Origin of the sequence: Bacteroides sp. An269 (genome assembly GCF_002159755.1) — a bacterium.
Classification (GTDB): Bacteria; Bacteroidota; Bacteroidia; order Bacteroidales; family Bacteroidaceae; genus Phocaeicola; species Phocaeicola intestinalis.
The window spans coordinates 88797-114969 of sequence record NZ_NFJG01000001.1 but is presented as its reverse complement, the minus strand read 5'-3'; the positions used below and the strand labels follow the sequence as shown (position 1 = coordinate 114969).

28 protein-coding genes are annotated in these 26173 nt (G+C 51.2%); 27 read left to right on the top strand and 1 reads right to left on the bottom strand.

Annotated features, from left to right (window positions below; genetic code table 11):
- Positions 1 to 89: 89 nt before the first annotated feature.
- From B5F71_RS00610 to B5F71_RS00565, 10 genes are all read left to right on the top strand, one after another.
- Positions 90 to 1220, top strand: a complete 1131-nt coding sequence (locus tag B5F71_RS00610) for a site-specific integrase (protein ID WP_087207005.1) — start codon at positions 90 to 92, stop codon at positions 1218 to 1220.
- Positions 1213 to 2394 carry a site-specific integrase gene (locus B5F71_RS00605; RefSeq protein WP_241148518.1) on the top strand — a complete coding sequence of 394 codons (1182 nt, stop codon included), beginning with the start codon at positions 1213 to 1215 and terminating at the stop codon, positions 2392 to 2394. Before B5F71_RS00610 ends, B5F71_RS00605 begins: the two co-directional genes overlap by 8 nt.
- Before the next feature lie 132 nt (positions 2395 to 2526).
- The gene (locus B5F71_RS00600; RefSeq protein WP_241148517.1) at positions 2527 to 3237 is read left to right on the top strand and encodes a hypothetical protein; all 711 of its coding nucleotides are present in this window, start codon (positions 2527 to 2529) and stop codon (positions 3235 to 3237) included.
- 151 nt (positions 3238 to 3388) lie between these two features.
- Positions 3389 to 3742, top strand: coding sequence for a helix-turn-helix domain-containing protein (locus B5F71_RS00595; protein ID WP_241148516.1), 354 nt, complete (start codon positions 3389 to 3391; stop codon positions 3740 to 3742).
- Positions 3739 to 4185 carry a helix-turn-helix domain-containing protein gene (locus B5F71_RS00590; RefSeq protein WP_087207000.1) on the top strand — a complete coding sequence of 149 codons (447 nt, stop codon included), beginning with the start codon at positions 3739 to 3741 and terminating at the stop codon, positions 4183 to 4185. Before B5F71_RS00595 ends, B5F71_RS00590 begins: the two co-directional genes overlap by 4 nt.
- Positions 4182 to 5270 (top strand): AAA family ATPase, encoded by a 1089-nt coding sequence (locus tag B5F71_RS00585; protein ID WP_087206999.1) that lies wholly within the window; start codon positions 4182 to 4184, stop codon positions 5268 to 5270. Before B5F71_RS00590 ends, B5F71_RS00585 begins: the two co-directional genes overlap by 4 nt.
- A gap of 252 nt (positions 5271 to 5522) precedes the next feature.
- Positions 5523 to 6425 carry a toprim domain-containing protein gene (locus B5F71_RS00580; protein WP_087206997.1) on the top strand — a complete coding sequence of 301 codons (903 nt, stop codon included), beginning with the start codon at positions 5523 to 5525 and terminating at the stop codon, positions 6423 to 6425.
- A gap of 94 nt (positions 6426 to 6519) precedes the next feature.
- Complete coding sequence (locus B5F71_RS00575) at positions 6520 to 7494, top strand: hypothetical protein (protein ID WP_087206996.1); 975 nt, start codon at positions 6520 to 6522, stop codon at positions 7492 to 7494.
- Positions 7482 to 8267 (top strand): hypothetical protein, encoded by a 786-nt coding sequence (locus B5F71_RS00570; RefSeq protein WP_087206995.1) that lies wholly within the window; start codon positions 7482 to 7484, stop codon positions 8265 to 8267. The genes B5F71_RS00575 and B5F71_RS00570 overlap by 13 nt, the downstream gene beginning before the upstream one ends.
- Positions 8264 to 9025 (top strand): metallophosphoesterase, encoded by a 762-nt coding sequence (locus B5F71_RS00565; RefSeq protein WP_087206993.1) that lies wholly within the window; start codon positions 8264 to 8266, stop codon positions 9023 to 9025. The genes B5F71_RS00570 and B5F71_RS00565 overlap by 4 nt, the downstream gene beginning before the upstream one ends.
- Before the next feature lie 101 nt (positions 9026 to 9126).
- On the opposite strand, the gene B5F71_RS00560 is transcribed toward B5F71_RS00565, so the two are convergent.
- Positions 9127 to 9645: a hypothetical protein gene (locus B5F71_RS00560; RefSeq protein ID WP_087206991.1), complete on the bottom strand. Its 519-nt coding sequence runs from the start codon at positions 9643 to 9645 to the stop codon at positions 9127 to 9129.
- Positions 9646 to 10085: 440 nt separating this feature from the next.
- Here B5F71_RS00560 and B5F71_RS00550 point away from each other — a divergent pair, with 440 nt between their 5' ends.
- The 17 genes from B5F71_RS00550 to B5F71_RS00470 all read left to right on the top strand — a co-directional run bounded on the left by B5F71_RS00550 (position 10086) and on the right by B5F71_RS00470 (position 26133).
- A complete protein-coding gene (locus B5F71_RS00550) occupies positions 10086 to 10517 on the top strand; it encodes a hypothetical protein (RefSeq protein WP_241148515.1) in 432 nt (143 codons plus the stop codon).
- Positions 10507 to 10839, top strand: a complete 333-nt coding sequence (locus B5F71_RS00545; protein ID WP_087206986.1) for a DUF4134 family protein — start codon at positions 10507 to 10509, stop codon at positions 10837 to 10839. Before B5F71_RS00550 ends, B5F71_RS00545 begins: the two co-directional genes overlap by 11 nt.
- Positions 10840 to 10890: 51 nt before the next feature.
- Positions 10891 to 11259: a DUF4134 domain-containing protein gene (locus B5F71_RS00540; RefSeq protein WP_025068586.1), complete on the top strand. Its 369-nt coding sequence runs from the start codon at positions 10891 to 10893 to the stop codon at positions 11257 to 11259.
- A 3-nt stretch (positions 11260 to 11262) separates the two neighbouring features.
- Positions 11263 to 11565 (top strand): DUF4133 domain-containing protein, encoded by a 303-nt coding sequence (locus B5F71_RS00535; RefSeq protein ID WP_018665875.1) that lies wholly within the window; start codon positions 11263 to 11265, stop codon positions 11563 to 11565.
- Between the two features lie 67 nt (positions 11566 to 11632).
- Positions 11633 to 13147, top strand: coding sequence for a hypothetical protein (locus B5F71_RS00530; protein WP_087206984.1), 1515 nt, complete (start codon positions 11633 to 11635; stop codon positions 13145 to 13147).
- Between the two features lie 16 nt (positions 13148 to 13163).
- Positions 13164 to 15884: a DUF87 domain-containing protein gene (locus B5F71_RS00525; protein WP_143269829.1), complete on the top strand. Its 2721-nt coding sequence runs from the start codon at positions 13164 to 13166 to the stop codon at positions 15882 to 15884.
- Between the two features lie 33 nt (positions 15885 to 15917).
- Positions 15918 to 16280, top strand: a complete 363-nt coding sequence (locus B5F71_RS00520) for a hypothetical protein (RefSeq protein WP_087206980.1) — start codon at positions 15918 to 15920, stop codon at positions 16278 to 16280.
- Positions 16281 to 16283: 3 nt separating this feature from the next.
- Positions 16284 to 18854, top strand: a complete 2571-nt coding sequence (locus B5F71_RS00515; protein WP_087206979.1) for a hypothetical protein — start codon at positions 16284 to 16286, stop codon at positions 18852 to 18854.
- Complete coding sequence (locus tag B5F71_RS00510; protein ID WP_162609929.1) at positions 18851 to 19597, top strand: hypothetical protein; 747 nt, start codon at positions 18851 to 18853, stop codon at positions 19595 to 19597. Before B5F71_RS00515 ends, B5F71_RS00510 begins: the two co-directional genes overlap by 4 nt.
- Before the next feature lie 73 nt (positions 19598 to 19670).
- Positions 19671 to 20399 carry a DUF5045 domain-containing protein gene (locus B5F71_RS00505; RefSeq protein WP_087206977.1) on the top strand — a complete coding sequence of 243 codons (729 nt, stop codon included), beginning with the start codon at positions 19671 to 19673 and terminating at the stop codon, positions 20397 to 20399.
- A gap of 55 nt (positions 20400 to 20454) precedes the next feature.
- On the top strand, positions 20455 to 21306 hold the full coding sequence (locus B5F71_RS00500) for a phage antirepressor Ant (protein WP_018665868.1): 852 nt from the start codon (positions 20455 to 20457) through the stop codon (positions 21304 to 21306).
- Between the two features lie 4 nt (positions 21307 to 21310).
- Positions 21311 to 22441: a hypothetical protein gene (locus tag B5F71_RS00495; RefSeq protein ID WP_087206975.1), complete on the top strand. Its 1131-nt coding sequence runs from the start codon at positions 21311 to 21313 to the stop codon at positions 22439 to 22441.
- A gap of 39 nt (positions 22442 to 22480) precedes the next feature.
- Positions 22481 to 23095 (top strand): conjugative transposon protein TraK, encoded by a 615-nt coding sequence (gene traK / locus B5F71_RS00490; protein WP_068855509.1) that lies wholly within the window; start codon positions 22481 to 22483, stop codon positions 23093 to 23095.
- Positions 23096 to 23148: 53 nt separating this feature from the next.
- A complete protein-coding gene (locus B5F71_RS00485) occupies positions 23149 to 23490 on the top strand; it encodes a hypothetical protein (RefSeq protein ID WP_018665849.1) in 342 nt (113 codons plus the stop codon).
- A complete protein-coding gene (gene traM / locus B5F71_RS00480; protein ID WP_087206973.1) occupies positions 23468 to 24709 on the top strand; it encodes a conjugative transposon protein TraM in 1242 nt (413 codons plus the stop codon). Before B5F71_RS00485 ends, traM begins: the two co-directional genes overlap by 23 nt.
- Before the next feature lie 30 nt (positions 24710 to 24739).
- A complete protein-coding gene (gene traN, locus B5F71_RS00475) occupies positions 24740 to 25585 on the top strand; it encodes a conjugative transposon protein TraN (protein WP_087206971.1) in 846 nt (281 codons plus the stop codon).
- A 5-nt stretch (positions 25586 to 25590) separates the two neighbouring features.
- Positions 25591 to 26133, top strand: coding sequence for a hypothetical protein (locus B5F71_RS00470; RefSeq protein ID WP_018665846.1), 543 nt, complete (start codon positions 25591 to 25593; stop codon positions 26131 to 26133).
- Positions 26134 to 26173: the final 40 nt, after the last annotated feature.

Genomic DNA, 26173 nt, shown 5'->3' with positions numbered 1-26173 from the left:
ATGTTACTTTTTTGTTAGTTGTTTCTTGGTGTTTTGGATGGGTTTTTCTATCTTTGCACAAGCAGTAACAAATAACCAAGGAGGAAGTCATGGCACGTACAAAGAAATCAGAGTCTGTACCCGTCCGAATTCGTTTCAAGGAATTGGAGAATGGGAACAAGTCCATCTACCTCGATATATATTATGAGAGGAAAAGACGGTATGAGTTCTTGAAACTGTACCTTATACCAGAAACTTCCGCCGAGGCAAGGGCGCAGAATGAGCATACGCTCAAAGCGGCCAATGCTATCAAGTCACAACGCATCATCGACATCACGAACAAAAAGCCACCGCTTGTTTTGTCCGAGAAAGGCAAGATGCGTTTAATAGACTGGATGGAAATATATATGGAGCAAAGAAAGCAAAATGGAAAACGCGGATTGGAGCCAAGTGTTCATTCCACAGTGGTCCAACTCCAGAAATATGACCCGAAAGCACGGTTGTGCGATGTGGACAAGGAGTTCTTGGACGGTTTCGTGGAATACATGACAAAGGTCGCCAAAACAAAACGTACCAAGAAACCTTTCGCCAAGAAGACCATTAAGACTTATGTAGGTTATATCGTCTCGGCTCTGAACCTTGCTGTTGACGAGGGCATCTTGTCCGTCAATCCCGGATTGGCCATTGACCGGAATGCCATACAGGGGGAACAGAAGAAACGTGAATACCTCACCATAGATGAAGTACGGCTATTGATAGACACCCCTTGCCGTGAAGACGTGAAAGTTCCTTTCCTGTTCTCCTGCTTTTGCGGCCTGCGGCTTGGCGACATGCGCTCTTTGCAGTGGAAAAATGTAATAGAGGAAACAGGGAAGGTTCATCTTGAAGTGCGCCAGCGGAAAACGGGCAACATGCTTTATCTGCCACTCAGCACCCAGGCGCAAGGTTACCTTCCGGAACAACGGGGCGATGCTGAAGAACATGTGTTTTCCATTCCACATACCACTACCTTGGATGTCGTATTAAAGAGGTGGGCTAAAGCTGCCGGCGTAAAGAAAAATCTCTGCTACCACATGAGCAGGCACACGTTCGCAACCATGGAGTTGACATTGGGGGCAGATTTATACACTACCAGCCAATTATTGGGGCACAGGGATGTGGAAACCACGCAGGTGTACGCAAAAATTGTCGATGCCAAAAAAGAGGCAGCCGTGCTGATGATAGACAAACTTTTTGAATGAAAAACAACTGACCGGAGGAAAAGCCATGGCAAGACCGAAGAAACAAGTAAAGGCTAAAGAGCCTGTCCGTTTGCGATTCAACAAGTTGAAGAACGGGAACACTTCCATATACTTGGACATCTACCATGATGGAAGAAGAAGTTACCAGTTCCTCAAACTGTATCTGGTGCCCGAAACCGATTATGCCTCCAAAATCCAAAATGCCAATACGCTTGCCACGGCGAATGCGATAAAGGCGGAAAAGATTTTGGAGTTGACCAACAAAGTGGCAGGAATTTCCGACCGTTCGTACAAGGCTAAGATGCTGTTCACCGACTGGATGAAGGTGTACCATGACTATGTGATGAAGCGGGGCGGTTCCAAGTCTGCTTCGACTTGGATAAACCGTAGCATAGCAGAATTGGAGGAATATAATGGCAAGGTCACACTTGCCGAGGTGGACAGGGAGTATTTGCTCGGCTTTATGGAACGGCTGCTTACCAGGAAGGCATACACGCGGGATCATGGGAAACTTGCCAAAGAAACTGTCTTCATGCACATGGACTACATCCGTGCGGCACTCAATTATGCCGTAAAGGAAAATCTGCTGCAGAAATCTCCATACAAGGGGATAAAACGCAGTATGGTGGCCGGGAAAGAGACCAAACGTGAGTATCTTACCGTGGATGAGATAAAGCGTCTCATTAAGACCCCGTGCCGAAGACCGGACATGAAAGCGGCTTTTCTGTTTTCATGTTTCTGCGGTTTGCGTATCATGGACATCAAGTTGCTCTGTTGGAAAAACATCATCCGGAACAACGGGAAATGGCAGGTGGAGATTACCCAATACAAAACAGGTGTGTTACTGTATCTGCCATTGAACATGAACGCAAGAAAATGGTTGCCGGAACAAGGCGATGCCTCGCCTGACGACCCGGTGTTCCCCACGTTGAGCATTTGGTACAAGCACGTGCTCAGCGATTGGGCGAAAGGTGCCGGAATTGACAAGAAATTTTCATTCCATGTCGCCAGGCACACTTTCGCGACCCTTGCCCTGAGTGCCGGGGTTGACATTTATACGACCAGCCAGTTGCTTGGCCATACGACCATCCGACACACACAGCGTTACGCGAGAATCATCAACAGCAAGAAGAACGATGCGGTTTCCTTGTTGGACAGCGCATTCGTCCAGTAATAATTTATCCACTAAATTTTAGCAGTATGATTAGAAAGCGTAAAAAGATGCCTGCTTTTAAAAAAAGGACAGGCGGACCGTGCCAACGGTAGTGCATCGCAAAGTGGCCTGAATTCCCTTCTTAGGGAACTCGTGGCCAAGTACCAAGCCGAGGTCGTGGCTGGCGGAAAACTGTACAAACTGTTCGCCATGGATTTTCTGAACAGCCATCACCACATCGACCGGCTGGATGCGGCGGGATTGAACGAGCACCGGAAGAATCTCGGCATCCTGCGTGGCATCCTGTTCGCACGGAAAGACCTCCTTGTACGGTTCTCTGAAATGGGAAAGCCCGATGATGGTCTCACGAAGGACTTGTTGCACTTGTATTACACGACGGAAGCGCCTCCTCCGGGGTGCGAAACGGGTGCGGCCATGCCTTCCGCCACCCATCCAAACCATTCATTGTCGTTAGGCTGCTGCCTTGACGATGACCAACTGAGCCTCATTGCCGATTGTGCCAATGAGGCTCGCGTATTTGTGGAAACCATTGACGCATCCACTTTCCGTTCTCTTTTGGAAGGCAAACTGACTGTCCCGCTGACATCGCGTAACAACCGGATGCTCGCCTATCTTTTCGACCAGTTGTGCCGGCACGGGCTGATCCTTTCCCGTTGGCAGAATTTGTTGGAACAGGCCGGAAGCATACTCAGTCCAAAGGGGAACAAACCCTTGAGGCATGAGCAGTACTCGAACGCGCTGACCCATGCAAGAAATACGCCGAACAGCATGCAGAAGAAAATCCGGGAATGCGTCCAACAAGTGCAAAAACAGCTTTCAAATGACGGGACAGCCAGCAAATGACACGGGAAAAGAGCAATAGTTGGAGCAACAGTTCCGAACTGTAAATGTTGGCCTGACATCCGTTTGGGGGCAAGCGACTAAATTCGCCCTCTGAAACGAAAAAAGTTTCGGAGGGTGAAACCCCTTCATTGTCCAACTTAAAAATGCAAGAATGATGGAACAACAAAGAACTGCAACGAATGAACAGCCGGAACGGGTGGAGTGCCCGTCCTGCCTGTTGAAACTGAGCCTGCTGCAGGCACAGGTGGAAAAAGTGGAAAAGCTGCTGTACTGCATCAAGGACACGCTCAACTTCAAAGAGGCCTGCCGTTACACTGGGCTTTCGGACAGCCAGCTTTACAAGCTGACAAAAACGGGAAAGGTGCCGCACTACAAACCCAGCGGCAAGCTCCTGTTTTTCAGCAAACGGGAACTGGACGGATGGCTTTGCCGCAACCATGAATGCGGTGAATCACCCTACCGGGTGGAAGTATCGGAAATGGAACTTAAAGGAATGGACGTATGACGGAAGCCGGATTCTTGGAAACATTGGAGCGGGTGGAAGCCGTCCACTCCATATTGAAACGGATGGAGGACATTGACTGCGTTTTGGACAAGATAACGGTCATAGAGGAGTTCATCAGCCGTTTCGGCACCTTGGAGGCATTGATTGCCAGGTTTGAGGAAGTAGAACGGCAGCTTTACATCTTGAAAGAAGTGTTCAACGTGGAAGAAGCCGCCAAATACCTGAACATATCCACCGGACATCTGTACCGCCTCACGTCCACCCATGAGATTCCGTTCTCGAAACCTAACGGCAAGCACATCTTCTTCGAGAGGAAAGCGTTGGACGACTGGAAACGCCGGAACCCGGTACTGTCCAACCGAGAGATTGAACGGCAGGCGGCTCTTGCCGGAATCAGCATGGGGAGTAGCAACTCACTAATGAAGAAAGGGAAGAAACAATGAACGCACATGGAATCATGCCGGTATCGGAAGACATCGACAGGCAGGTTTACGAGCAGATATTGAGCTTCATCCGATTGCGGGTCACGGAGACCTACGCCTACCCTCCCGAAATCGTGCAGGTGGACGGCATCACCATTGCCACGCTCGGCAATTTCAGCGCATCCGTGGGCAAGCCCAAGAGCAAGAAGACCTTCAACTGTGCCGCTATCGTAGCGTCGGCCTTGTCCGGCAGGAACATCCTGCACTACAAGGCGCATCTGCCTGAAGGAAAACACAAGGTGCTTTATGTGGACACCGAGCAGAGCAAGTGCCATTGCCACAAGGTATTGGAACGCATCCTCAAACTGGCCGGGATGCCTACAGACCAAGAAACGGATCGACTGGTGTTCTTCATGCTGCGTGAGTACAGCCCCAAGCAGCGGAGGCAGATTATCAACCATGCGCTTGCTGCCGACCCGGAGATAGGCTTTGTCGTGATAGACGGCATCCGTGACCTGATGTACGACATCAACAGTCCCAGCGAGTCAGTGGACTTGATAAACGACCTGATGCGCTGGTCAAGCATGCACGACCTGCACATCCACACCGTGCTGCACTTGAACAAGGGTGATGACAATACGCGCGGGCATATCGGTACCGAGTTGAACAACAAGGCAGAAACCATCCTGCAAGTGACAAAGAGCCAGTTTGACGGCAACATCAGCGAGGTCAAGGCCATGCACATCCGTGAACGGGAGTTCCAGCCGTTTGCGTTCCGCATCAACCGGGATGCCCTGCCGGAACTGGTGGAGGACTACGCCTTTACACAGGAACGCAAACCCACCACCGAGGCCATCACGGACGCCCAGCACGCAAAGGCTCTGGAAATTGCCTTTGAAAATGGTCCCATCGTAGGATACGGGCTCCTCATCAAGTCGTTGCGGCAAGGTTATGCGGAAATCGGTTTCAAACGCGGTCGGAACATCTGCATTGAACTGAACAAATATCTGATGGGAAGAGGGGTTATCATCAAGAAAGACAAGGTTTATGCCTACTTGCCGGAATCATTGAACAGACAGGAAGATTCCGCCACCAAAGAGGTTTAGTTTAACGGGAGGGTATATATAGGACAAACTTGGAGAACTTCCATCCCGGTATCAGCCGATATGGAAGATTGGCACAAACAGGTTTAGTTTAACACCGGGTGTATATATATGACAAACGGGGCAAACTTGCATCCCTTGCCGGCGATTAAAGACCGGCGAGTGAAAGAGGTTTAGTTTACAATGGGCGTATATATATGGTAAACTTGGTTATATCCACTCCAATATTCATTAAACATAGAAAAATAGAACGATATGAACATATTACAAATCAAACAGATAGCCATAGTGGACTTCCTGCTGGCCATCGGAATCCGACCTGCCAAGGAAACCGCCGTGTCCGCATGGTATCATGCACCTTACCGGGAGGACGAGAATCCGTCTTTCAAGGTGAACAAGAACCGCAATATATGGTATGACTTCGCTACGGCTAAGAGCGGAGACATCATCGACCTTGCGGTATTGGTATATCGGACCCCGAACATACCTAAAGTGTTGAAGATGATTGCACAGGCAGCACCTGCCGTGCCTTTGAAGGTACGGACATTCATGCCGCTTCCGCAACCGTCCGCAACCGATGGCAAGCCACCGCAAGCGGCCGCATTCCAAAACCTACGGGTGCAAGCGTTGACATCCATACCTTTGCTCTCCTATCTCTCCAAGCGCGGCATTGACCTCGACACCGCAAGGCAAGAATGCAAGGAGGTGCATTACACCTGCCGTGGAAAGAACTACTATGCCATCGCGTTTCCCAACGGGGCGGGCGGCTATGAGATACGTAATCCTTATTATAAGGGTTGCATTGCCCCGAAAGCAGTGTCATTGATTACACAAGGACAAACAGACTCCGTTTGCCTGTTCGAGGGGTTCATGGATTACCTGTCATTTCTGACCTTGCGGAAACGGGAACGCTTGTCCGTACCCTGTTATGGCGCAGACCTGTTGGTGCTGAACTCGGTGAACAACCTGCCCAAGGCATTGCCGCGGCTGAAAGCCTGCAAGCATATCTATTGCTATCTCGACAACGACGATGCAGGACGGCGTGTGGTGGACATGCTCCGGGAACTCAAGGGCGATGCCGTGCATGACATGATGGAAGCCTGTCCGCTCTACAAAGACCTCAATGACATCCTTGTCGGGAAGAAGAGGATGCCGTAATTTGAGGAGATAGAAGGAATAAATCTTGAAGATATTGTTTGTATTCTGATTATAGTTTAGTATTTTTGCATCGTTTTAATAGCAGATTAAATTGATGCAAAAACTGGAAATTGATATTACAATTGCAGGAAGGAATGTTTCGCTACAGTTGCGGGGCAAGGAGCGTATGAAAGGTGTCACCATAGGAGACGCCCTTGCCTATCGGTTCTATGATGGCGAATATCAAGGTATGCCCTTGTTGTTTGCAGAACCCAAAGGTCCGGTGGCATCACCGCGCAACCTCGCCCTGACAGCCGATAAAATCTCCGCCTCAATGGGGCTTCCTGTCGTTTACCTGTTGCCGTCTGCCCCTGCATACCAGCGGCAGCGGTTGATAGACAGGGATGTCTACTTCGTAGTGTCGGCCAAATATGCCCATCTACCCATGTTGGTGGCCAACGAACGAATCCGGCACAAGAAAGCAGCCAAGGCTTTGTCGCCCGTAGCTCAATACCTCCTGCTTTATCATTTGCAGGTTGAAAGTCTGGAAGGGTTGTCTGCCAATGATGTCAAAGACAAGTTACCCTATTCATACGCAAGTATCACCTTGGGCATGACATGCCTTGAAGACTTTGGATTATGCGAGAAAGTAGCGGACGGCCCGAAGAGAAAGCAGCTACACTTCCACCGTAGGGGGATTGAATTGTGGAAACAGGCGAAACCGGTACTTGCCAACCCTGTTGAACAAAAGGTTTACTGTGACGGTCTGGACACGGAAGAAGTCTTTCCTGTGTGCGGCATCAATGCCCTTGCCCATTATACGCGCCTCAATCCCGACCCGGAGCGTATGGTCATGATGGAAGCAAGGCGGTTCCGGTCGTTGAGGGCAGCAAAGGCCATGCAGAATCCGAATGACTATGACGGCAACATTGTCATAGAGGTATGGAAATATCCCCCAGTTACAGGGTGTGGAGAAACTCCCTTGTGGGTGGATAAGTTATCGTTGGCCCTCTCATTGCAAGAAGATGCCGATGCCCGGGTGGAGAGCGAAGTTGAACAATTAATCAATAAAATGGAATGGAAGGATTAGAAAGATTCCGGGAAGCCTTCGAGGCTTATTCAGACAACTATGTCATCATTGGCGGCACGGCCTGCGAGATGGTGATGTCAGGCACGGCGGTGCGGCCGCGTGCCACCCATGACATAGACATGATTGTGATCGTGGAGAAGATGACCACAACATTTGCCGAAAGGTTCTGGCAGTTCATCCGGGAAGGCGGCTACCGCCCGGAGAAAAGGAATCCTAAAGACGGAGAAGCACCAAGATATGAACTGTATCGGTTCGTGGATGGCAAGCCCGGTTATCCGGCGATGATTGAGCTTCTCTCCCGGCATCCTGACATTCTCGGGACACCGAAAGGGCTTACGATAGAACCATTGCCCATGGAGGCCGATGCATCGAGCCTGAGTGCCATCATCATGGATGACGACTACTACCATTTTACCATTGCGCACAGTATCCTGACGGATGGCATTCGTCATGCCTCACCGGAAGCCCTGGTAGCCTTGAAAGCCCGTGCTTACTTGAACTTGCAGCAAGACAAGGCCGCCGGGCGGCATGTCAACAGCAAGGATATCAAGAAGCACCGGTCTGACGTGTTGAAAAATGTCGCCATCATGGAAAATGCGCCCGTGGCCGCACCTGATGCCATCGTGGCATGTGTGAGGTCTTTCGTGGCTTCTGTCAGAAGTGAATGGGAAGCATTGGCGGAGCCTCTTGCCAAGTCCCTTGGGCAGGAGGTGTCCTTCGTGGAGGGCTTGTTGGAAGTGCTGGACGGACTATTTATTGCCGAAGAACCATGAAAATACAATATGCGTCCGACCTCCATCTGGAGTTTGCCGACAACTGGCGATACCTCAAAGCGAACCCGCTTGAAGTGTCCGGGGACATACTCGTCCTCGCAGGTGACATAGGCTATCTCGGCGATGCAAACTATTCCATGCACCCATTTTGGGACTGGGCATCGGACAACTACAAACAGGTGATAGCCTGTATGGGCAACCACGAGTTCTACAAATATTACGACATAGGCACGTTATCTGACAGCTCAAGCATTGAAATACGTCCCAATGTGCATAGCTACTACAATGGGGTTATCCGCATCGGAGACATTGACATCATTGTTTCAACGCTGTGGAGCAGGATTCCTTTGGGAGAGGCATATTTCACAGAGCAAGTGGTCAGCGATTTCCGCCGTATCCTGTACAAAGGGGAACTCCTTACTTTTGCGGACTTCAACCATGAACACGAACGGTGTTTGTCTTTCATCAAGGAGGCCGTCAAGTCGAGTACAGCCCGCAAGAAAGTGGTCGTGACCCACCATGTACCCTCATTCAGGATGCAATGCCCCAAGTTTGTAAGCAGCAAAGCCAACGGGGCGTTCATGGTAGAACTGGAAGGCTACATCAAGGAATGCGGAGTAGATTACTGGATTTATGGCCACTCTCATTACAATGTGGATGTGCGCATTGGCGAAACATGGTGTGTCAGTAACCAACTGGGGTATGTATTCCATGACGAACACTTGACTTTTAATCCGGGCAAGACCTTTGAGCTATAAAAGGGAAGCCTGTACATTTTACACGGAACAACCCATTTTAGTGAAAAGGACAACCGCCCTATCACATCGGTAGAACGGATGTCCTTTCTTATTTTCAGCCCTTATGCCGGTCTGCGTCCTCTGACTTTCCAGCCGTAAACATCTGCAACGTATGGATACAGTGAGCGTGTGAGCTTACGGAAACCCTTCTCGTCAATTTCAAGGTTGTAAATTTTGTCGGCTATCCGCTCGGCATCCTCCCGGCTTTTCGCCACCCGGTAAAGCACATAGTTCGTGCCGTCGTGGTGCGTGAGTCGGGCACGGATGTTGTAGCCGTCGCCGTACCATTCGTTGTCATCGCATGAGCTGCGCAAGATGTCGGCAAGGTTGCTGCCCAAAATCTGGTAGCCCTGCCTGCGGCCGCGCCACAAGCCCAAGTCGCCAAAGGCGATTATCACGCCGTCCACCTGCACATTGAGGTTCATGCGCTCGGCATCGAGCCAACTGTACACTTCCTCACCCCATTCTTCATCGCTCACTGTGTAGCCGTCATCTTCCAAATACTCACGCTGGCAGTCTTGGTAATACTCCCTTGCCTTGTCGTCAAAATAGCTGTCGTTCGACCAAATAATCTGTTTCATCGTTTCGAGAATTAAAATGTTAGACTTCTTGTTCTTTCCCTGCCGTCGGGCTTTCACCCGTCCACAGGGACTTGTTTTTACGTGCAAGGGTCAAGGCGGAAAGCCGGGAACGAATGCAAGGAGGAAGCAGCCACTGCGCCTTGCAGCTTCCCGACGGCCTTACCTTTGCACAGGAAAAACAACGACCGTGGAACAGCCCTTGCACTTCATTGCCGGAGAAGATATGCTTCGATGGTTGAGCAAGTATAATTTACCCAAAGAAGCAAGTATAACTGTCCTTGGAAAGGCTTTCAAAGTATGATTGACCGTATGATTTTTTCGCCTGAAGAAAAATCAAGTTAAAACAGCACAGTATTTCCATCAGAGGTTTCCCGAGGCAGCCTTTCCGCTATTCTTTTGCAGGCAAAACGAGATTGTAAACCCATAAACCAGACAGTGCAATGAGTCCATTTATGATATTCGCCTTTGTTCTGACGATAGCCTACGTCCTCTATTATGCGGTGGTCGTCGCCAAGGACTTGCAAGGTAAAAAAGGAATCGCCAACTCCAACGAGGAGGTGTTCGACCTGGACGGCATGGAAGAAGAGGAGTCCGTGGAAGTAAGTGAGACCGCTGACAGTTTCCAAGTGGGAAATTCCGGAGAAAAGCAGGCTGTCTCGCCTGAGTCCACAACGGTTGACCCTATTGAGAAGCCGGAAGCCCCCACATTGAATGCGGTAGAGGAAAAGGCAGAACAACTCAAATCCAGCCTGCTGGAAGCCGACATAACGAGCGAGAATGGCGTGACTGCTCCCGAACTCCATGAGTTGTTGGAGGGCAAACGGGAAACCCTGTTCAAAATCCCCATGAAGATTACGAGGAATGAGTTGTAAGACGCGCAGGTGGACAGGCTTGTTGTTTGGCGTGTGTGCGGCCTTGCCCGCCTCGGCCAAATGTGGTGGCGTGGACTACAGTTGGGGTGCTGACGCATTGGCACTTATGCACGATTATGTCGTGACGATGATGCTGTATGTCCTCTACCTGCTGTACGCCATTGCCGCCATCGTCGCCATCTATGCCAGTTTGCAAATCTATATCAAGATGAATACGAGGGAGGAAGGCATCACAAGGGAGATAATGATGGTGGTCGGTGCTTGCCTGTTTATCATAGGTGCATCCATCGTGTTCCCGGCATTCTTCGGCTACCGGGTATGACAGGAAGAAATGAGACAATTCACATAGTGTTTAATTTTTAAGGTAAAAAGAATGTTTAAGGAAAAACTCAGAAAGTGGATGAAGGGACTTTGCCCTTCGGGGAGATTGAAAATGCTCTCCCTCATGCTGCTGGCAGGCACAACCGCAGCACTCGCCCAGAACGCCGCCGGTGACTATACGGCAGGCACCACCGCCCTCGGTACGGTGACGACCGAAATCGCCAAGTATGTGCCCTACGTGGTGAAGCTGTGTTACGCCATCGCCGGTGTCGTGGCCATCGTGGGAGCCATCAGCGTGTACATCAAGATGAACAACGAGGAGCAGGATGTGAAGAAGTCCATCATGATGATTGTGGGCGCTTGTATTTTCCTTGTGGCGGCCGCACAGGCACTCCCGTTGTTCTTCGGCATCACCAGCTAAGCCATGTCCGGAACGAACGGCGACACCCGGCCACTGGAATACCCCATGTTCAAGGGGCTGCAACGGCCTCTTGAATTCATGGGGATTCAAGGCAGGTACATCTATTGGGCGGCAGGAGCCATCGGTGGAGCCATTGTCGGCTTCATCGTGGCTTACTGCCTTTCCGGTTTCCTTGCCGGGCTGATAGTCCTGGTGGTGACACTTTGCGGCGGCGCGGCACTTATCCTGCTCAAACAGCGGAAGGGGCTTCACAGTAAAAAGAACGACAAGGGCGTGTTCGTCTATGCCCGCTCTAAAGGATTGTAAGTAGGATTTCACTCTATAAAACAACAGATACGAAAATGATTAAAAACCTCTATAAAACAACGAACGGATGCAAGCCTTTCTGATAATATGTATCGGGCTGCTCCTCGCCTCCTGCGGCGGTAAGGAACAGCCCAAGTCCACGGTCGCCGCCATTGAGTCGGGCGAGAAAACCCGCATGGAATGGCAAAAGAGCCGCAAGCCTGTTGAAATCTACATAGAGGCTGTGGAGGGAATAACCCCTGCATGGCCCCACTTTGGCATATATATGGACGTAAGCGCCACCACACCCGAAGAAAGGCAAGCATTTGCAGGAACGATGTTCACCCGAAAAGGTGGTGTATATGTGTCGGGAAACAGCCATGCCGTCACTAGCGACACGACGGCAACCGTCAGTGTTTGCTATCCATTCCGAAAAGGATTGGGAACAGACGACATCATCCGCTTGGCCGCTCCGTTCGATGAAAACCTTTATGGAGTGGAAACCCACCGCGTCATCGGAAACGCCATCCAACCGGCATTCAGGCTGCAAAGTTCCATGGCACTGCTCCGCATTGTCTGTGAGAGCGACGACCTGCGTGACCGGCTGGACGACATCACTCTCATCGGGGATAACCTCTATACAGAGGGCGGCTACCAGCCTTATACTGGCAGATGGCTCGATAAAAAAGCCAATGGTAGCCTACAAGCGAAAGATGCGGATTGTCTGTTGAACAATGGCAGGAAGCATGACCTCTATTTGATTCCTACTGAAACCGCTTGCTCGGTTACAATCACCATCCGTATCAATGGAAAAGACCATGCGTTGCGCACCATGCTGCCACCCTTGACGGCAGGGAGCATGACGCACCTTTCCATCCGTAAGGGGCGTGAGGGCGTGGCCATCAACGGCAGTTGGGTGGAAACAGAGCGTAGCTTGGCGTATGAACACCGGATGATGCCGGTTGATTCCGTGCAGGTGGGCCATTACCTGCAAAAAAACGGAAAGGTACAAGCAGGACGTGACTCCCTTTCCATCGCCGTGGTCGTGGAAACAGACGGCAAGCATGGCAAGGCCGTTGCCCTGTCAGATTGCAACGGGATGTTCGTATTCTCTGGTAACGACCTTTCAAGCGGCAAGCTGTATTCGACCATAGACGGAACTCGTCATGAGGGCATCATCAATCCAACTGGCGACACCCCGGAGGATGACAAGATTATCTACAAGCCCGGTATGCCCTACCCGGACGATTGCGCCTTGGGCCATGCTGACGGGGCAAGCCTTACGCAAGGACTGATTGAATCCAACAGGCAAGCCAAGCAAGGATCTCCTTTGGGCAGACAAACCATGCTGCAAGAGGCAATGCGGCATTCCGGCAGTTATGTGCCCTCACTCGGTGAATTGGCCGGGCTTTATTACTTGCTGGAATGTGACAAGTCATCCACGCTGAAAGGTTTGATAGCCACCCTGCAAGGCGAATACCTCACTTGTTCCGAAAGCGGCAAGGACACCTTCTATCTGATGGACTTCTCCAATGGCATTGTAACAGGAGGATTATCCAAGCGATATGCCCAAGCGAGACTACGGCTTTTCTACTTATTCTAAAAATGCAGATGAATCCATGACACTCTATGTACTACTGACATTCACGGCTCTTTTGGCAGGCATGGCCATCTCTGTCAAAGCATTCGGCACGGGAGGCAAGCGCAAACGCATGTTCCGAGAAATTTATTTCTCCATTGAGGACGTGGAGGGCATCGGTATCCTCTACACCAAGACCGGAGAATATTCCGCCATCCTGCGCATCGAGAATCCTGTGCAGAAGTTCTCCGCCGACATCGACAGCTATTATGAGTACACCCGGTTGTTCACCGCATTGGCACAGACACTTGGCGAGGGCTATGCCCTGCACAAACAGGACATCTTCACCAGGCAGGGCTTCGAGGAAACAGGCAACGGCAGGCACGAGTTCCTGAGCGAATCCTATTTCCGCTATTTCAAGGGAAGGCAGTACACCAACAGCCGCACCTACCTGACCGTGACGCAGGAGAACCGCAAGGGCAACCTGTTCTCCTATGATGACAAGCGGTGGAAGGACTTTTTGGTAAAGATACGCAAGGTGAAAGACCAGTTGCGCGATGCGGGTATCAATACCTCGTTCTTGGGCAAGGCAGAAGCGAGTGCTTACGTTGACCATTACTTCACGATGGACTTCTCAGACAAGCCCGTGGCAATGGACAGCTTCAAAGCGGGCGAGGAATGTGTGGAGATGGGCAGCAGAAAATGCAAGGTGTTTTCCATAGTCGATGTGGACAGCACAGGATTACCCTCGCTGGTACGCCCGTTCACCAACATCGAGGTAAACAACACCGAGATGCCCGTGGACTTGGTGTCTATGATAGACAGCATACCCGACGCACGGACAGTGGTTTACAACCAGATGATTTTCATGCCAGGCCAGAAGAAAGAGCTTGCCGCACTGGAAAAGAAGAAGAACCGCCATGCCAGCATCCCCAATCCATCGAACCTGATGGCCGTGGAGGATATCAAGCGGGTGCAAGACACCGTAGCGAGGGAAAGCAAGCAACTGGTCTATATGCATTATAACCTCATGGTGTGCTGCGACAAGGGGATCGACCTGCAAAAGCCTACCAACTACTTGGAGAACAGCTTCGGGAGGCTCGGCATCCATATCAGCAAACGGGCATACAACCAACTGGAACTGTTCGTCAACTCCTTTCCTGGCAACTGCTACGGCATGAGCGTGGACTACGACCGCTTCCTCACTCTCGGCGATGCAGCCGCCTGCCTGATGTACAAGGAACGCATCCAGCACAGCGAGAACACCCCGCTGAAGATATACTATACCGACCGCCAAGGTGTGCCTGTTGCCATTGACATCACTGGTAAGGAAGGACGTAACAAGCTGACTGACAACTCTAACTTCTTTTGTTTGGGACCAAGTGGAAGCGGCAAGTCGTTCCACATGAACAGCGTGGTGCGCCAGCTGCACGAACAAAATACAGACGTGGTGATGGTAGATACGGGTAACTCCTACGAGGGCTTGTGCGAGTACTTGAACGGCAAGTACATCAGTTATACGGAGGAGAAGCCGATTACCATGAACCCTTTCCGCATCAACCGCCAAGAACTGAATGTGGAGAAGACAGGCTTCCTGAAAAATCTCGTGTTGCTGATATGGAAAGGCTCCCAGGGCACGGTCAGTAAGACCGAGGACAGGCTCATCGACCAAGTAATTACCGAATACTATGACGTTTATTTCAACGGTTTTGACGGCTTTACCCCGCCCCAACGGGAAGACTTGCGCAAGAGCCTGCTGGTGGACGACCGCACCAACACCCGTGACGGCAAGGAAACAGAAGAGGAACGGATGGCCCGTATCGAAAGGGAGATTGACGAGATAGAACTCCGCCGAAAAGAACTGAAAGTGGAGAGCCTCTCGTTCAACACGTTCTACGAATACTCCGTGCAGCGCATTCCCGACATCTGCCACGAGAATAACCTTGCGGGCATCGACCTCTCCACCTACCGCTACATGATGAAGGACTTTTACCGGGGTGGCAACCACGACAAGACGCTGAACGAGGAAATGGACGGCACCCTGTTCGATGAAACTTTCATCGTTTTCGAAATCGATGCGATAAAAGATGACCCGTTGCTTTTCCCCATCGTGACGCTGATTATCATGGACGTATTTCTGCAAAAGATGCGCCTGAAAAAGAGCCGCAAAGTCCTGGTGATTGAAGAAGCATGGAAGGCCATCGCCTCGCCGCTGATGGCAGAGTATATCAAGTTCATGTACAAGACCGCCCGAAAGTTCTGGGCAAGCGTGGGCGTAGTGACGCAAGAGATACAGGACATCATAGGCAGTGAGATCGTGAAAGAGGCCATCATCAACAACTCTGATGTGGTGATGTTGCTCGACCAAAGCAAATTCCGTGAGCGGTTCGACGGCATTAAGGCGATACTCGGCCTGACCGATGTGGAGTGCAAGAAGATATTCACCATCAACCGCTTGGAAAATAAGGAGGGCCGCTCGTTTTTCCGGGAGGTGTTTATTCGTCGTGGCACGGCCAGTGAAGTGTACGGCGTGGAAGAACCGAGGGAATGCTACATGACCTATACTACCGAGCGGGCTGAAAAGGAAGCTCTCAAACTTTACAAGCGGGAATTGGGATGCAGCCACCAGGAAGCCATCGAAGCCTATTGCAGGGATTGGCAACTTTCAGGCATCGACAAGTCCTTGGCGTTCGCCCAAGAGGTGAACAAGACAGGTCGAGTGCTGCAGCTGGAACGGAATCGTCGGATGACTATTCAGTAATCACCTAATAATCAACAATAAACAATCGACGTTATGGAAGCAGAAAAATTTATTCACGACTTTTGGAAGGCCAACGAAATCAGTAATTTCTCAAAAGAGGCCACCGTGTTGTTCTTCTACCTCATTTATGTGTGGGAGAACGAGAAAAAGCCTGACGTGTTCTATGTGCATCCTGCCAGCCTACTGTGCAAAGTAAGGGGATTCAGCGTGAAAGGCGTGTTGGCCGCCAGTGAGGAATTGCAGGAACGTGGCTACATCACCTACAAAGCCCCAGACCAACAATGGTGTTCCGGGCAGTATTCACTCTGCTTTGACCGTGAGGTGAAGTCCGGGAAGAGTGAAAATCCCGCCCATTCCGCAGGCAACATCATGAATGCGCAAAATGCCAAGCCGTAACCCATGAAAAAAATCCTTGTCCTGTTGCTGTGCGTGTGTGTTTCCGTCCTTTCGGCGGAAGCACAGTATGTGCGTGTCAACTACGACAAGAAGACCGTGGCGGCAATGGCGGCGGCTTACGCCACCGAAACGGCTACCGAAGCTTATTATACCGAGCAAGTAAAGGACATACTCGATAAATACAGCGCGGCGGAAGTGGCGGCGGCGGGCATATTCCTGTCGAAGTTCCTCGACCGCAAGGCTCTTACCGACCTGGGCATCTGGAGCGACGGCACGGAAAACTACTATTATCGCCGCATTTACCACCTCGTAAGTGCGAAGATAATGCCGAAGATATGGACAGTGGCAGGTCAGATGCTCCATTCCCCGCAGACTGCCCTGTATTGGGGCAGTTACCTGATGAAAGTCTGCGCCGAGGTAAAGGCCCTCTGTATGCAATTTGAATCGGTAGTGACCAACGGCACGTTGTCGTTCCGGGACGTGGTGTTCCTGGAGATTGCCCCGCAGTTTGCCCCGTTGTTCAAACTGTCGGAAAGCGGCGGCATTGACTGGGAAGCCTTCTTTGACGATTTGGGCAACATACAGCATAACTTCACCAAGGAAAACCTGAAAGCGGACATTGATAACCTATATAATATAGGTGTGGGACTGGCCAATACCGGGGCGGATAATTTCACGGATGCCATTTTGGGTGAAAGCAGTTTCGACGACTTGCTGAACGGAAAGGTAAGCGACATTGCGCGAGTGGCCGGGAATGCTTACGACCTGTACGGGCAACTGGAACATTCCATGGGCAATACGTTGCTCTCGATGGTCGGCGGGCCGGAAGGCGTTGCCAACCTCTTCCAAATAGACAACTACAACCTCACTTCGTGGATAAGCGACTACCTGAAAGAGACGGCTGGGCAATACTACACCCAACGGTGGTACATTTACCGCAGGGATGCCGGCACGGAAACCCTGTGTGACTACACCCCACCCACGGACGATAACAGCATCCTCTATGGAGGAGAATGGACGCGCTTCAACACCACGAACTCCAATTTCTATCCCAACAGTTCGCAGACCGAGCAGATACTGAGCAACTCGGAACGGTATGCCGGATGGTCAAGGGCGCAGGTGGAACAGATGAACCAGTCAAACGACGGCTATTCCTACAGCATCAGTTATTACCGTTCCAATTACAACATTTCCAAAGGCGGCAAGCAAATACAAAAAGCATACGCCTATAGCATACGGGTGACAAGAAGCTGGAACCAAGAGGAGGTAGTATATGAAGAAGTATTCGATTCCTACAAGATGGACTTGAATACTTTCAAGGCCGGGCTTAACGCCCGATTGTCGGAGTTCAACGACAATGAGGAAGGATACACCTATGTCATCGGCAGCGATACCAAGCACTATTACCAGGCCACGGACGAAGCCAAGCTGCAAGGTTGCGAGAGTGTGATTGTCAGTGTGACCTGCCATGACGGGGTGACATTAGGCAGCGGAAGCGCCCAATACAAGTGCCGCACCTGCGGCGGCAGCCTGAACAACCATTCCAAGGAATGCGCCATGCAGACTACCGTGTCCGGCGATGACGAACTGGACTTGTCCGGTCTGGACGAACTGGAAAACGAATACAACGCTGAAGCGGTGGTCTTGCAGTCACAGATAGATGCCTTGGAAGTCGAGAACGCCGAGTTGGTGAAGCAAATCGTATCTTCCACGGTGGAAGAAGCGGCATCCTTGCGGCAGCAATACAACCGCAATAAGGATGAAATTAACCGGTTGGAATCCGACCTTGCCACCGTCCGGAAGAAGCAGGACGAGCTGGCGCAGGCCAAGGAGGAAGCGGCGGCAGACAATGCCGTGCCCACCGATGACTATTATCGCCTCCCCGCCCTTATGCAGGAATGCAGAAACGCCTATAGCCTGACGTGGCAGGGTGACGGCTGGTGGAACGGCTACAGCTACCTGCGGGAAGCCACTGCACCGAACATCAACGGCACCATCACCTTCAAAGCCACCCTGTCCATCGCCCGCAAGCCCAAGTATTTCCTCGGCATCAAGATACACCGTGCCATCATTCAGATAAGCTGGGAACTGACGGCGGAGTATTCGGATACGGAAGTGGTGGACATCATCGAGCTTGATCCGGCCATGAGCGAGCCTGAAAAGGCAACGTTGGTCAATGACCGTCTGTCGGAGATTGCCCGGCAATACCCTTCGTGTGAAATCATCACGGAATATGTGAAGTCGGAACCGGTGGAGGAAGACACGACTACGGACACTTACCACTTGCTGTGGGCATCCGACCGGCTGGAAATCGCCCGTCAGGTGGAAGCCCGACTGACAAACATCTTCGCCGACCTCGTTGCCTTGGAGAAGATGATGAACTACAAGCTCAGCATTATTGATGTGCTAAAGGACATTGCGCCCTTTGTCAACGACGAACGTGGACGCAGGCTTACTCTGGTGGAGGAATGCCGCCGCAGGTGGTTGCGGGGTGCGGCGAACAGCCTGCACTCGGTGGATTACAACGGGAAATATGAGGAAACGGATGATGAAAGAAGGGAGGAAAGGGAATGAACAAGACCGAGAGACATATTCGCTACGTGGCTATTGTAATCATGGTCGTGGCGTTTCCACTGAAAGTGTCGGCGCAATGGAACTTCGACATCGTTTCGGTGGAAGCCTACATCAACGACCACAAGCAGCAGCGAAGCCTGTTGCTGGCCCGTTCGACACTGGAACTGAGCAACCAACTCCTGCACGAATACAGCAGCGAAGCGGCGGTGGACTTCAAGGAACTGAACGTGGATTTGGACAAGTACACAAGGGCTTTTGATGTCATTGACATCCTCTACCAGTCGCTGCGCACCTCGTTGAACGTGTATTCCACCTACAACAGCGTGAGCGACCGAGTCGGCGACTACAAAGATTTGCTGGACGATTACTATACGAAAGTGGTGGAACGGAACAGGATGGAACTGATGGATACACTGATTATCGGCATCAGCTTGCGGTGTGTGCAGAGGATTGCAGAAGACGGTAAGCAACTCTACCGTTCGATGAGCGACCTTGTGCTGTATGCCACCGGGGCAGCGGCCTGTTCCACCTCGGACTTGCTGTTGGTACTGGAAAGCATCAACCAAGGACTGGACAACATCGAGCGGCACTTGAACAAAGCCTATTTTGAAACTTGGCGGTACATCCAGCTACGCATGGGCTACTGGAAGGAAAGCATCTACATAACCAAGGACAAGTCACAAATAGCGAACGAAGCTTTCCGAAGGTGGCGGGATTCAGGATTGAACCCGTATAATCGATGACAAGGAACAGATTAAACGGAGACAGAATGAGGGAAACAAGATACAAGGAACATAGAAGAACGAAAGAATTGAGATGAAACGAGCGGTATATATAATAGGTATGAGTGCGGCGATATTTAGCCTTGCACCTGAGGCACTTGCCCAAAGCGTGACTTATAGCCACGACGATGCCAAGATGAACCAGATTACCGTGGCCGAAATCGGGTCGGGAGGATTGACACCGGCATTTTATTACCAACTACTGCACAATTCCTACCAAAAGAGCGCGGCGGCAAAGAACAAATTGGGCTTTCGCACGGCGGCGGGTATCAACCTTTACAACCAAGTGGACGATGCAGAGGCATTGGATTCTGCCATGACCCAACGTGCCCGGATTGAGGCCTTGAACGTGACCGACCGAAGCGGCGGTGCGTTAGACGTGGCCTGGCTGGCCGAGGGCGAAAAGGTCAATGCCGCCTTGGAGAACTTCGAGCGGAACATACGGCGGATTACGGAAGCCGGGGGCAGCAGCCGTGAGCAGGAACTTTGGGAGGATTGCTACCGGATGTACCAATGCGCGGTCAAGGCAGTGCAGGAAGCCTATATGCCCAATTCGGAGCGCAAGAAACAGTACCTCCGCATCCATGCGGACATTATCCGCAAGAATGAAACCTTAGTGCGTTACTTGGTGCGGCTGGCCAACTCGGTCAAAGTGGCGGAACTGTTGGATGCTTCGGCTACTATTGAAGACCGTCGGGCGCAGATTGCCATGTCTGCCATGAACCGTTGGCGGGAAGCCGGGTGGCGGATAATGGGGAATTAAACTGATGGTAGGGATATGAAAGATTCAATAACCAATATATTATATATATAAGACAATGAGCAAGGATAACGCGATTCAGGTGTTCAACCACCCGCAGTTCGGGAGCATCAACACCGTAGAAACAGAGAATGGGAAAGTGCTGTTCAGAGCCAATGATGTGGCAAAAGCATTAGGTTATGTGGAAACAGCCAAAGCGGTACGCACCCATTGCAAGGGGGTGTCCGTTTTGGACACCCCCTATGAGAATCAGCTTGGTACGATTGTCATGCAACCCACCAAGTACATTTCGGAAGCGGATGTTTACCGTTTGGTGATGCGCAGCAAATTGCCCGAAGCGGAGAAGTTTCAGGACTGGGTATGCGAGGAAGTATTGCCGAGTATCCGCAAGCACGGGGGTTATCTGACCGATGCCGCCTTGCAACGGGTAGTCACTGAACCGGACTTCCTGATAGGCCTGGCCAATGCCATTAAGGAGGAGCGGAAAAACCGCCTGGAAGTGGAAGCAAAGTATGAGGAGCAGAAACAGTTAATCGGCAAGCAACAGGAGCAAATAGAGGAATTGGGCAAGCGGACAAGCTACGTGGAACTCGTGCTGCAATGCAAAGGTTTGCTCGACATCACGCAAATCGCGCAGGACTATGGGATGTCTGGGCGGAAAATGAATGCCATACTGCACGAGAAAGGCATCCAGTACAAGGACAACAAGCAATGGATTCTGTATGCAGCCTACAAGGACAAGGGGTATGTGCATAGTGCCACCCTCTCATTAGAAAGCGGAAAATCGGTGATGCGCACCCAATGGACGCAGAAAGGGAGGATGTTCATCTACGAGAAACTGAAAGCGGACGGCATACTGCCGGTAATGGAACGGGAGCAATCCCCAGTGGATAATCAAGCAACAGCATAAGGGCATGGGAGACGACATACTTTCTGATTTCGGCATCCACCTCTTGGAAGAGGAGATTGACGATGTGATATTCCAGACCAACGAGTTCCTTTGTGATGCCACGTTTACAGGCACCCAAGGGCCATTTTGGTGGATTCTCCAAATGTGCATGGCACTGGCCGCCCTGTTTGCCATCATCATGGCGGCGGGTATGGCTTACAAAATGATGGTGAAGAAAGAACCATTGGACGTAATGAAGCTGTTCAAGCCGTTGGCGGTGGCTGTCATCATGTCGTGGTGGTATCCGCCTGCAGATACGGGCATTACCAATAGTGGAAGTAGTTGGTGCGTGTTGGATTTCCTGTCCTATATCCCCAATGCCATCGGTTCGTACACCCACGACCTCTATCAAGCGGAAGCCTTACAGATAACGGACAAATTCGAGGAAGTGCAGCAACTCATTTACGTGCGTGATACCATGTACACCAGCCTGCAGGCACAAGCCGACATTGCCCGTTCCGGCACAATGGATCCGGCATTGGTGGAATCGACGATGGAACAGACCGGTGTGGACGAAGTGACGGAAATGGAGAAAGATGCCAGCCGGTTGTGGTTCACCTCTTTGGTAAGCGGGGCGACCGTCTGCTTGGATAAAATCGTGATGGTAATCGCCTTGATTGTGTATCGAATCGGTTGGTGGGCGACCATATACTGTCAGCAAATCCTGCTGGGTATGCTGACGATATTCGGACCGATACAGTGGGCATTCTCGCTGTTGCCCAAATGGGAAGGTGCCTGGGCCAAATGGATGACAAGGTATCTGACGGTGCATTTCTATGGCGCGATGTTATACTTCGTGGGCTTTTATGTGCTGCTTCTGTTTGACATCGTATTGTGCATCCAGGTAGAGAACCTGACGGCGATAACCGCCAGCGAACAGACGATGGCTGCATATTTGCAGAACTCATTCTTCTCGGCAGGCTACCTGATGGCCGCAAGCATCGTGGCATTGAAATGCCTGAACCTCGTACCAGACCTTGCGGCATGGATGATACCGGAAGGTGACACGGCATTCAGCACGAGAAACTTCGGTGAGGGCGTGGCGCAACAGGCGAAAATGTCGGCTACCGGGGCTATGCACTCGTTGATGAGATAAAAGATACACAAATGAGTAACGATTATAACGGTTAGGATTATGGTCATAAAAAACTTGGAGAACAAAATCAAATTAGTGGGGATTGTCTGCGTGGCGGTCATCGTAGGATGCGTGGTTATCAGTATGTCGAGCATCTGGACGGCACGGGGCATGGTGGCAGACGCACAACAAAAAATCTATGTACTGGACGGTAATGTGCCGATATTGGTGCAACGCACCTCGATGGAAGAAACACTTGATGTTGAAGCCCGTAGTCATGTCGAAATGTTCCACCACTACTTCTTCACCCTTGCACCGGACGACAAGTATATCCAGTACACGATGGAGAAGGCGATGTATTTGGTGGACGAAACCGGATTGGCGCAGTACAATACCTTGAAAGAAAAAGGATTCTACAACAACATCATGGGCACGAGTGCCGTGTTCAGCATCTTTTGTGACAGTATCAAGTTTGACAAGGAAAAGATGGAGTTTACCTATTACGGCCGGCAACGTATTGAACGGCGCACCAGCATTCTGATGCGCGAACTGGTTACGGCCGGGCAACTGAAACGTGTACCCCGGACAGACAATAACCCGCATGGGCTGCTGATTGTGAATTGGCGTACTTTGCTCAACAAAGACATTGAGCAACGGACGAAGAACAACTACTAAATGAAGAATGAAGAGTTAAGAATGAAGGATTTAAACACTGAAATAATCAAGCTATGGGATGGAAGAAACTGATTTTCGGGGAGAAGATGCCGGACAAGGATGACCCGAAGTATGAGAAACGGTATAAGAAGGAAGTGGAAGCAGGAAAGAAAGCCGCCCGTTTTCTGCGGATAGACAAGATGGCAGGGTGTGCGCAACGATTTGCCTGCAAGCATCCGAGATGGTTTCTCGGTATCGTGTTCGGCATCGTGTTGGGATGCCTCGCACTCAATGTGTGCAGGGTGGTATCAATATGCACCATGCCTGACAATGGCAAGCAAGCCACAGCCACCGAGCGGCAGGAGATTCTTTTGAAACAAAAACAACCTACGCATGATGATAACAGACAGGATTAATTTCAGGCAGCCGAAGTATGTGCTGCCGGCCATCCTCTATCCGCTGCTGTTGGTGACGGGGTATTTGGTGATGGATATTTTCAATACAGAAGTGGCAGAAATGCCTTCCGCCTTGCAAACCACCGAATACCTGAACCCGGAATTGCCGGAAGCTCAGATGCGCGATGACGGCATAGGCGGCAAGTATGAGAGCATGGTCAAGTCCTACGGCCGGATACAAGACTATTCCGCCGTGGAAAACATTGAACGGAACAACAATGAAACAGAGAAAGAAGATTACGATTCCCGCTATAGCGATGAAGACCTTGCCCTGCTCGATTCGGAAGCAGCCGCAAGGTCGGAAGAACTGGAACACCTGCGTGAGATGCAGGAACGCCTGCGGCAAAGTGCCGAGAGAGGCGAAGCGATGGTGGCGGATTCCACCGGGGTGCAACCGTTGAGCGAGGAAGAACGCCTTGCGCGAAGTGAGCAGCGACGCAAAGAGGCTTTGACCGAGTTGGACAAGGCACTGGCAGAAGCCAGAAAGCAAGGGCAAAAAGGATTGCAGGACGTGGACAGCACGGACGCGGAGAGCCTTGCCCCCACCGGCAGTGTCGCCATAGGCGGCAAGGTGGAAATTAATGAACAGGCCGTGAACGAGCTTGCCGAGAATGCAGAGAGCGAGCAGGTGGTGAAAAAGGTGAAGACTTCTTCGGATTACTTTAACACCTTGGCCGAAAACGAGCCTGAACCCAGATTGATAAAAGCCATCATCGATGAGAACATCAAGGCCGTGGAAGGCTCGCGGGTGCGGTTGCGCCTGTTGGACGACGTGGAGATAGACGGCAAGGTGGTGCCGAAAGGCTCGTACCTGTATGCCACGATGAGCGGCTTCGGCAGCCAGCGCGTGAAAGGCAGTATCAAGAGCCTGTTGGTGGAGGATGAACTGGTAAAAGTGAATCTGTCGCTCTACGACACGGACGGGCTGGAAGGACTTTATGTGCCGAGCAGTTCCTTCCGTGAAACCACACAAGATGTGGCCTCCAATGCCCTCGGCAGCACGATGAGCATCAACAACGGCTCTACCGGGAACACTTTCGCACAATGGGGGATGCAAGCCATACAGAACGCCTACCAGCGCACGAGCAATGCTTTGTCGAAGGCTGTCCGCAAGAACAAGGCGAAACTGAAATACGGCACGTTCGTCTATTTGGTGAACGGCAGGGAGAAAAGGAACTGACATACGATGTAACAAATAAACAAACTAAAAATGAAACTGATAGCAAAAGTGATGCTGCTTGTTGCCACATGGATTACCGCAAGCTCGGCACAGGCCCAGCAAACCTACAACGAAATGGAACAACTGACGGTGAACGAGCAGGTGACGACCGTCATCACCGCCACCGAGCCCATCCGCTTTGTGGATATTTCCACTGACAAGATAGCGGGTGACCAGCCCATTAACAATACCATCCGCCTGAAACCGAAAGAGGCCGGGCATGAAGACGGCGAGGTGCTGGCCATCGTCACCATCGTGACGGAACGCTACCGTACCCAATACGCCTTGCTCTACACCACCCGGATGCAGGAAGCCGTAACGGACAAGGAGGTGCAGCCCATGGAAATGACCGCCTACCGTAACCCGGCGGTGTCGCTCTCCACCGAGGACATGTACCGCTTTGCCCGGCAGGTGTGGCTGTCGCCCGCCCGCTACCGCAACGTGAACCGCAGGCAACACCGCATGACCATGCGCCTGAACAACATCTATGCCGTGGGCGACTACTTCTTCCTTGACTTCTCCATCGAGAACAGGACGAATATCCGCTTTGACATCGACGAAATCCGCGTCAAATTGGCGGACAAGAAGGTGTCGAAAGCCACCAACTCACAAGTTATCGAACTGGAGCCGGAGATGAAATTGAAGCAACGTAGTTCGTTCCAACATGGTTACCGCAATGTGCTGGTCATAAAGAAAATGACTTTTCCCAATGACAAGGTGCTGACCATCGAGGTGAGCGAGAAACAGATTTCGGGGCGTACCATTGCTTTGAACATCGACTATGAGGACGTGCTTTGCGCGGATAGTTTTAATGAGGCTTTATTACAGGAGGAATAGAGGAAATGAAGAATGTAGAATTAAGAATGAAGAATTTGGCTGTGCCAAAGGGCTTAGTCATATTGGCATTCATGTTAGTAGCCACTTTGCCGGGTTTTGCCGATGACCGGCAAGGACGCATCCAAATCGGTACAGGCCTGCTGTATGAGAGAGGGCTGGACTTGACGGTGGGTTACGAGTATGAAACGAACTACCACCATGCGTGGGAGTTCTTCGGAAATGTCTATCTGAAATGGGACGAATGTGAGGATTGCAAGCATATTTGCCCCGAATCGTTCTGGAACCACTACAACACTTGGGGCGTGGGTGCGGCCTACAAGCCTTGCGTGTTCCGCAGCCGTAACCATCATGGCAATTTGCGGTTGGGCGGGTCGCTCGGCTCGGACAGAAACAAGGTACTGGGCGGCATTCATGTGGGCTATGAACACAGCTATGCGTTGCGCAAGGGCTGGAAACTGTTTTGGCAAGCCAAGTGCGACTTGATGATAAAAGGGGAAGATTTGTTTCGGACAGGTATTGTCATCGGCGTGAAGATACCCACGAAATAAGAGATTGGCACACAGATAATACAGATTAAACAGATTCTCG

Excerpts from the sequence above, each read along its gene's own strand:
- B5F71_RS00610 (WP_087207005.1), top strand. The coding sequence starts at position 90 with ATGGCACGTACAAAGAAATCAGAGTCTGTACCCGTCCGAATTCGTTTC.
- B5F71_RS00595 (WP_241148516.1), top strand. The coding sequence starts at position 3,389 with ATGATGGAACAACAAAGAACTGCAACGAATGAACAGCCGGAACGGGTG.
- B5F71_RS00590 (WP_087207000.1), top strand. The coding sequence starts at position 3,739 with ATGACGGAAGCCGGATTCTTGGAAACATTGGAGCGGGTGGAAGCCGTC.
- B5F71_RS00585 (WP_087206999.1), top strand. The coding sequence starts at position 4,182 with ATGAACGCACATGGAATCATGCCGGTATCGGAAGACATCGACAGGCAG.
- B5F71_RS00580 (WP_087206997.1), top strand. The coding sequence starts at position 5,523 with ATGAACATATTACAAATCAAACAGATAGCCATAGTGGACTTCCTGCTG.
- B5F71_RS00575 (WP_087206996.1), top strand. The coding sequence starts at position 6,520 with ATGCAAAAACTGGAAATTGATATTACAATTGCAGGAAGGAATGTTTCG.
- B5F71_RS00570 (WP_087206995.1), top strand. The coding sequence starts at position 7,482 with ATGGAAGGATTAGAAAGATTCCGGGAAGCCTTCGAGGCTTATTCAGAC.
- B5F71_RS00565 (WP_087206993.1), top strand. The coding sequence starts at position 8,264 with ATGAAAATACAATATGCGTCCGACCTCCATCTGGAGTTTGCCGACAAC.
- B5F71_RS00560 (WP_087206991.1), bottom strand. The coding sequence starts at position 9,645 with ATGAAACAGATTATTTGGTCGAACGACAGCTATTTTGACGACAAGGCA.
- B5F71_RS00550 (WP_241148515.1), top strand. The coding sequence starts at position 10,086 with ATGAGTCCATTTATGATATTCGCCTTTGTTCTGACGATAGCCTACGTC.
- B5F71_RS00545 (WP_087206986.1), top strand. The coding sequence starts at position 10,507 with ATGAGTTGTAAGACGCGCAGGTGGACAGGCTTGTTGTTTGGCGTGTGT.
- B5F71_RS00540 (WP_025068586.1), top strand. The coding sequence starts at position 10,891 with ATGTTTAAGGAAAAACTCAGAAAGTGGATGAAGGGACTTTGCCCTTCG.
- B5F71_RS00535 (WP_018665875.1), top strand. The coding sequence starts at position 11,263 with ATGTCCGGAACGAACGGCGACACCCGGCCACTGGAATACCCCATGTTC.
- B5F71_RS00530 (WP_087206984.1), top strand. The coding sequence starts at position 11,633 with ATGCAAGCCTTTCTGATAATATGTATCGGGCTGCTCCTCGCCTCCTGC.
- B5F71_RS00525 (WP_143269829.1), top strand. The coding sequence starts at position 13,164 with ATGACACTCTATGTACTACTGACATTCACGGCTCTTTTGGCAGGCATG.
- B5F71_RS00520 (WP_087206980.1), top strand. The coding sequence starts at position 15,918 with ATGGAAGCAGAAAAATTTATTCACGACTTTTGGAAGGCCAACGAAATC.
- B5F71_RS00515 (WP_087206979.1), top strand. The coding sequence starts at position 16,284 with ATGAAAAAAATCCTTGTCCTGTTGCTGTGCGTGTGTGTTTCCGTCCTT.
- B5F71_RS00510 (WP_162609929.1), top strand. The coding sequence starts at position 18,851 with ATGAACAAGACCGAGAGACATATTCGCTACGTGGCTATTGTAATCATG.
- B5F71_RS00505 (WP_087206977.1), top strand. The coding sequence starts at position 19,671 with ATGAAACGAGCGGTATATATAATAGGTATGAGTGCGGCGATATTTAGC.
- B5F71_RS00500 (WP_018665868.1), top strand. The coding sequence starts at position 20,455 with ATGAGCAAGGATAACGCGATTCAGGTGTTCAACCACCCGCAGTTCGGG.
- B5F71_RS00495 (WP_087206975.1), top strand. The coding sequence starts at position 21,311 with ATGGGAGACGACATACTTTCTGATTTCGGCATCCACCTCTTGGAAGAG.
- traK (WP_068855509.1), top strand. The coding sequence starts at position 22,481 with ATGGTCATAAAAAACTTGGAGAACAAAATCAAATTAGTGGGGATTGTC.
- B5F71_RS00485 (WP_018665849.1), top strand. The coding sequence starts at position 23,149 with ATGGGATGGAAGAAACTGATTTTCGGGGAGAAGATGCCGGACAAGGAT.
- traM (WP_087206973.1), top strand. The coding sequence starts at position 23,468 with ATGATGATAACAGACAGGATTAATTTCAGGCAGCCGAAGTATGTGCTG.
- traN (WP_087206971.1), top strand. The coding sequence starts at position 24,740 with ATGAAACTGATAGCAAAAGTGATGCTGCTTGTTGCCACATGGATTACC.
- B5F71_RS00470 (WP_018665846.1), top strand. The coding sequence starts at position 25,591 with ATGAAGAATGTAGAATTAAGAATGAAGAATTTGGCTGTGCCAAAGGGC.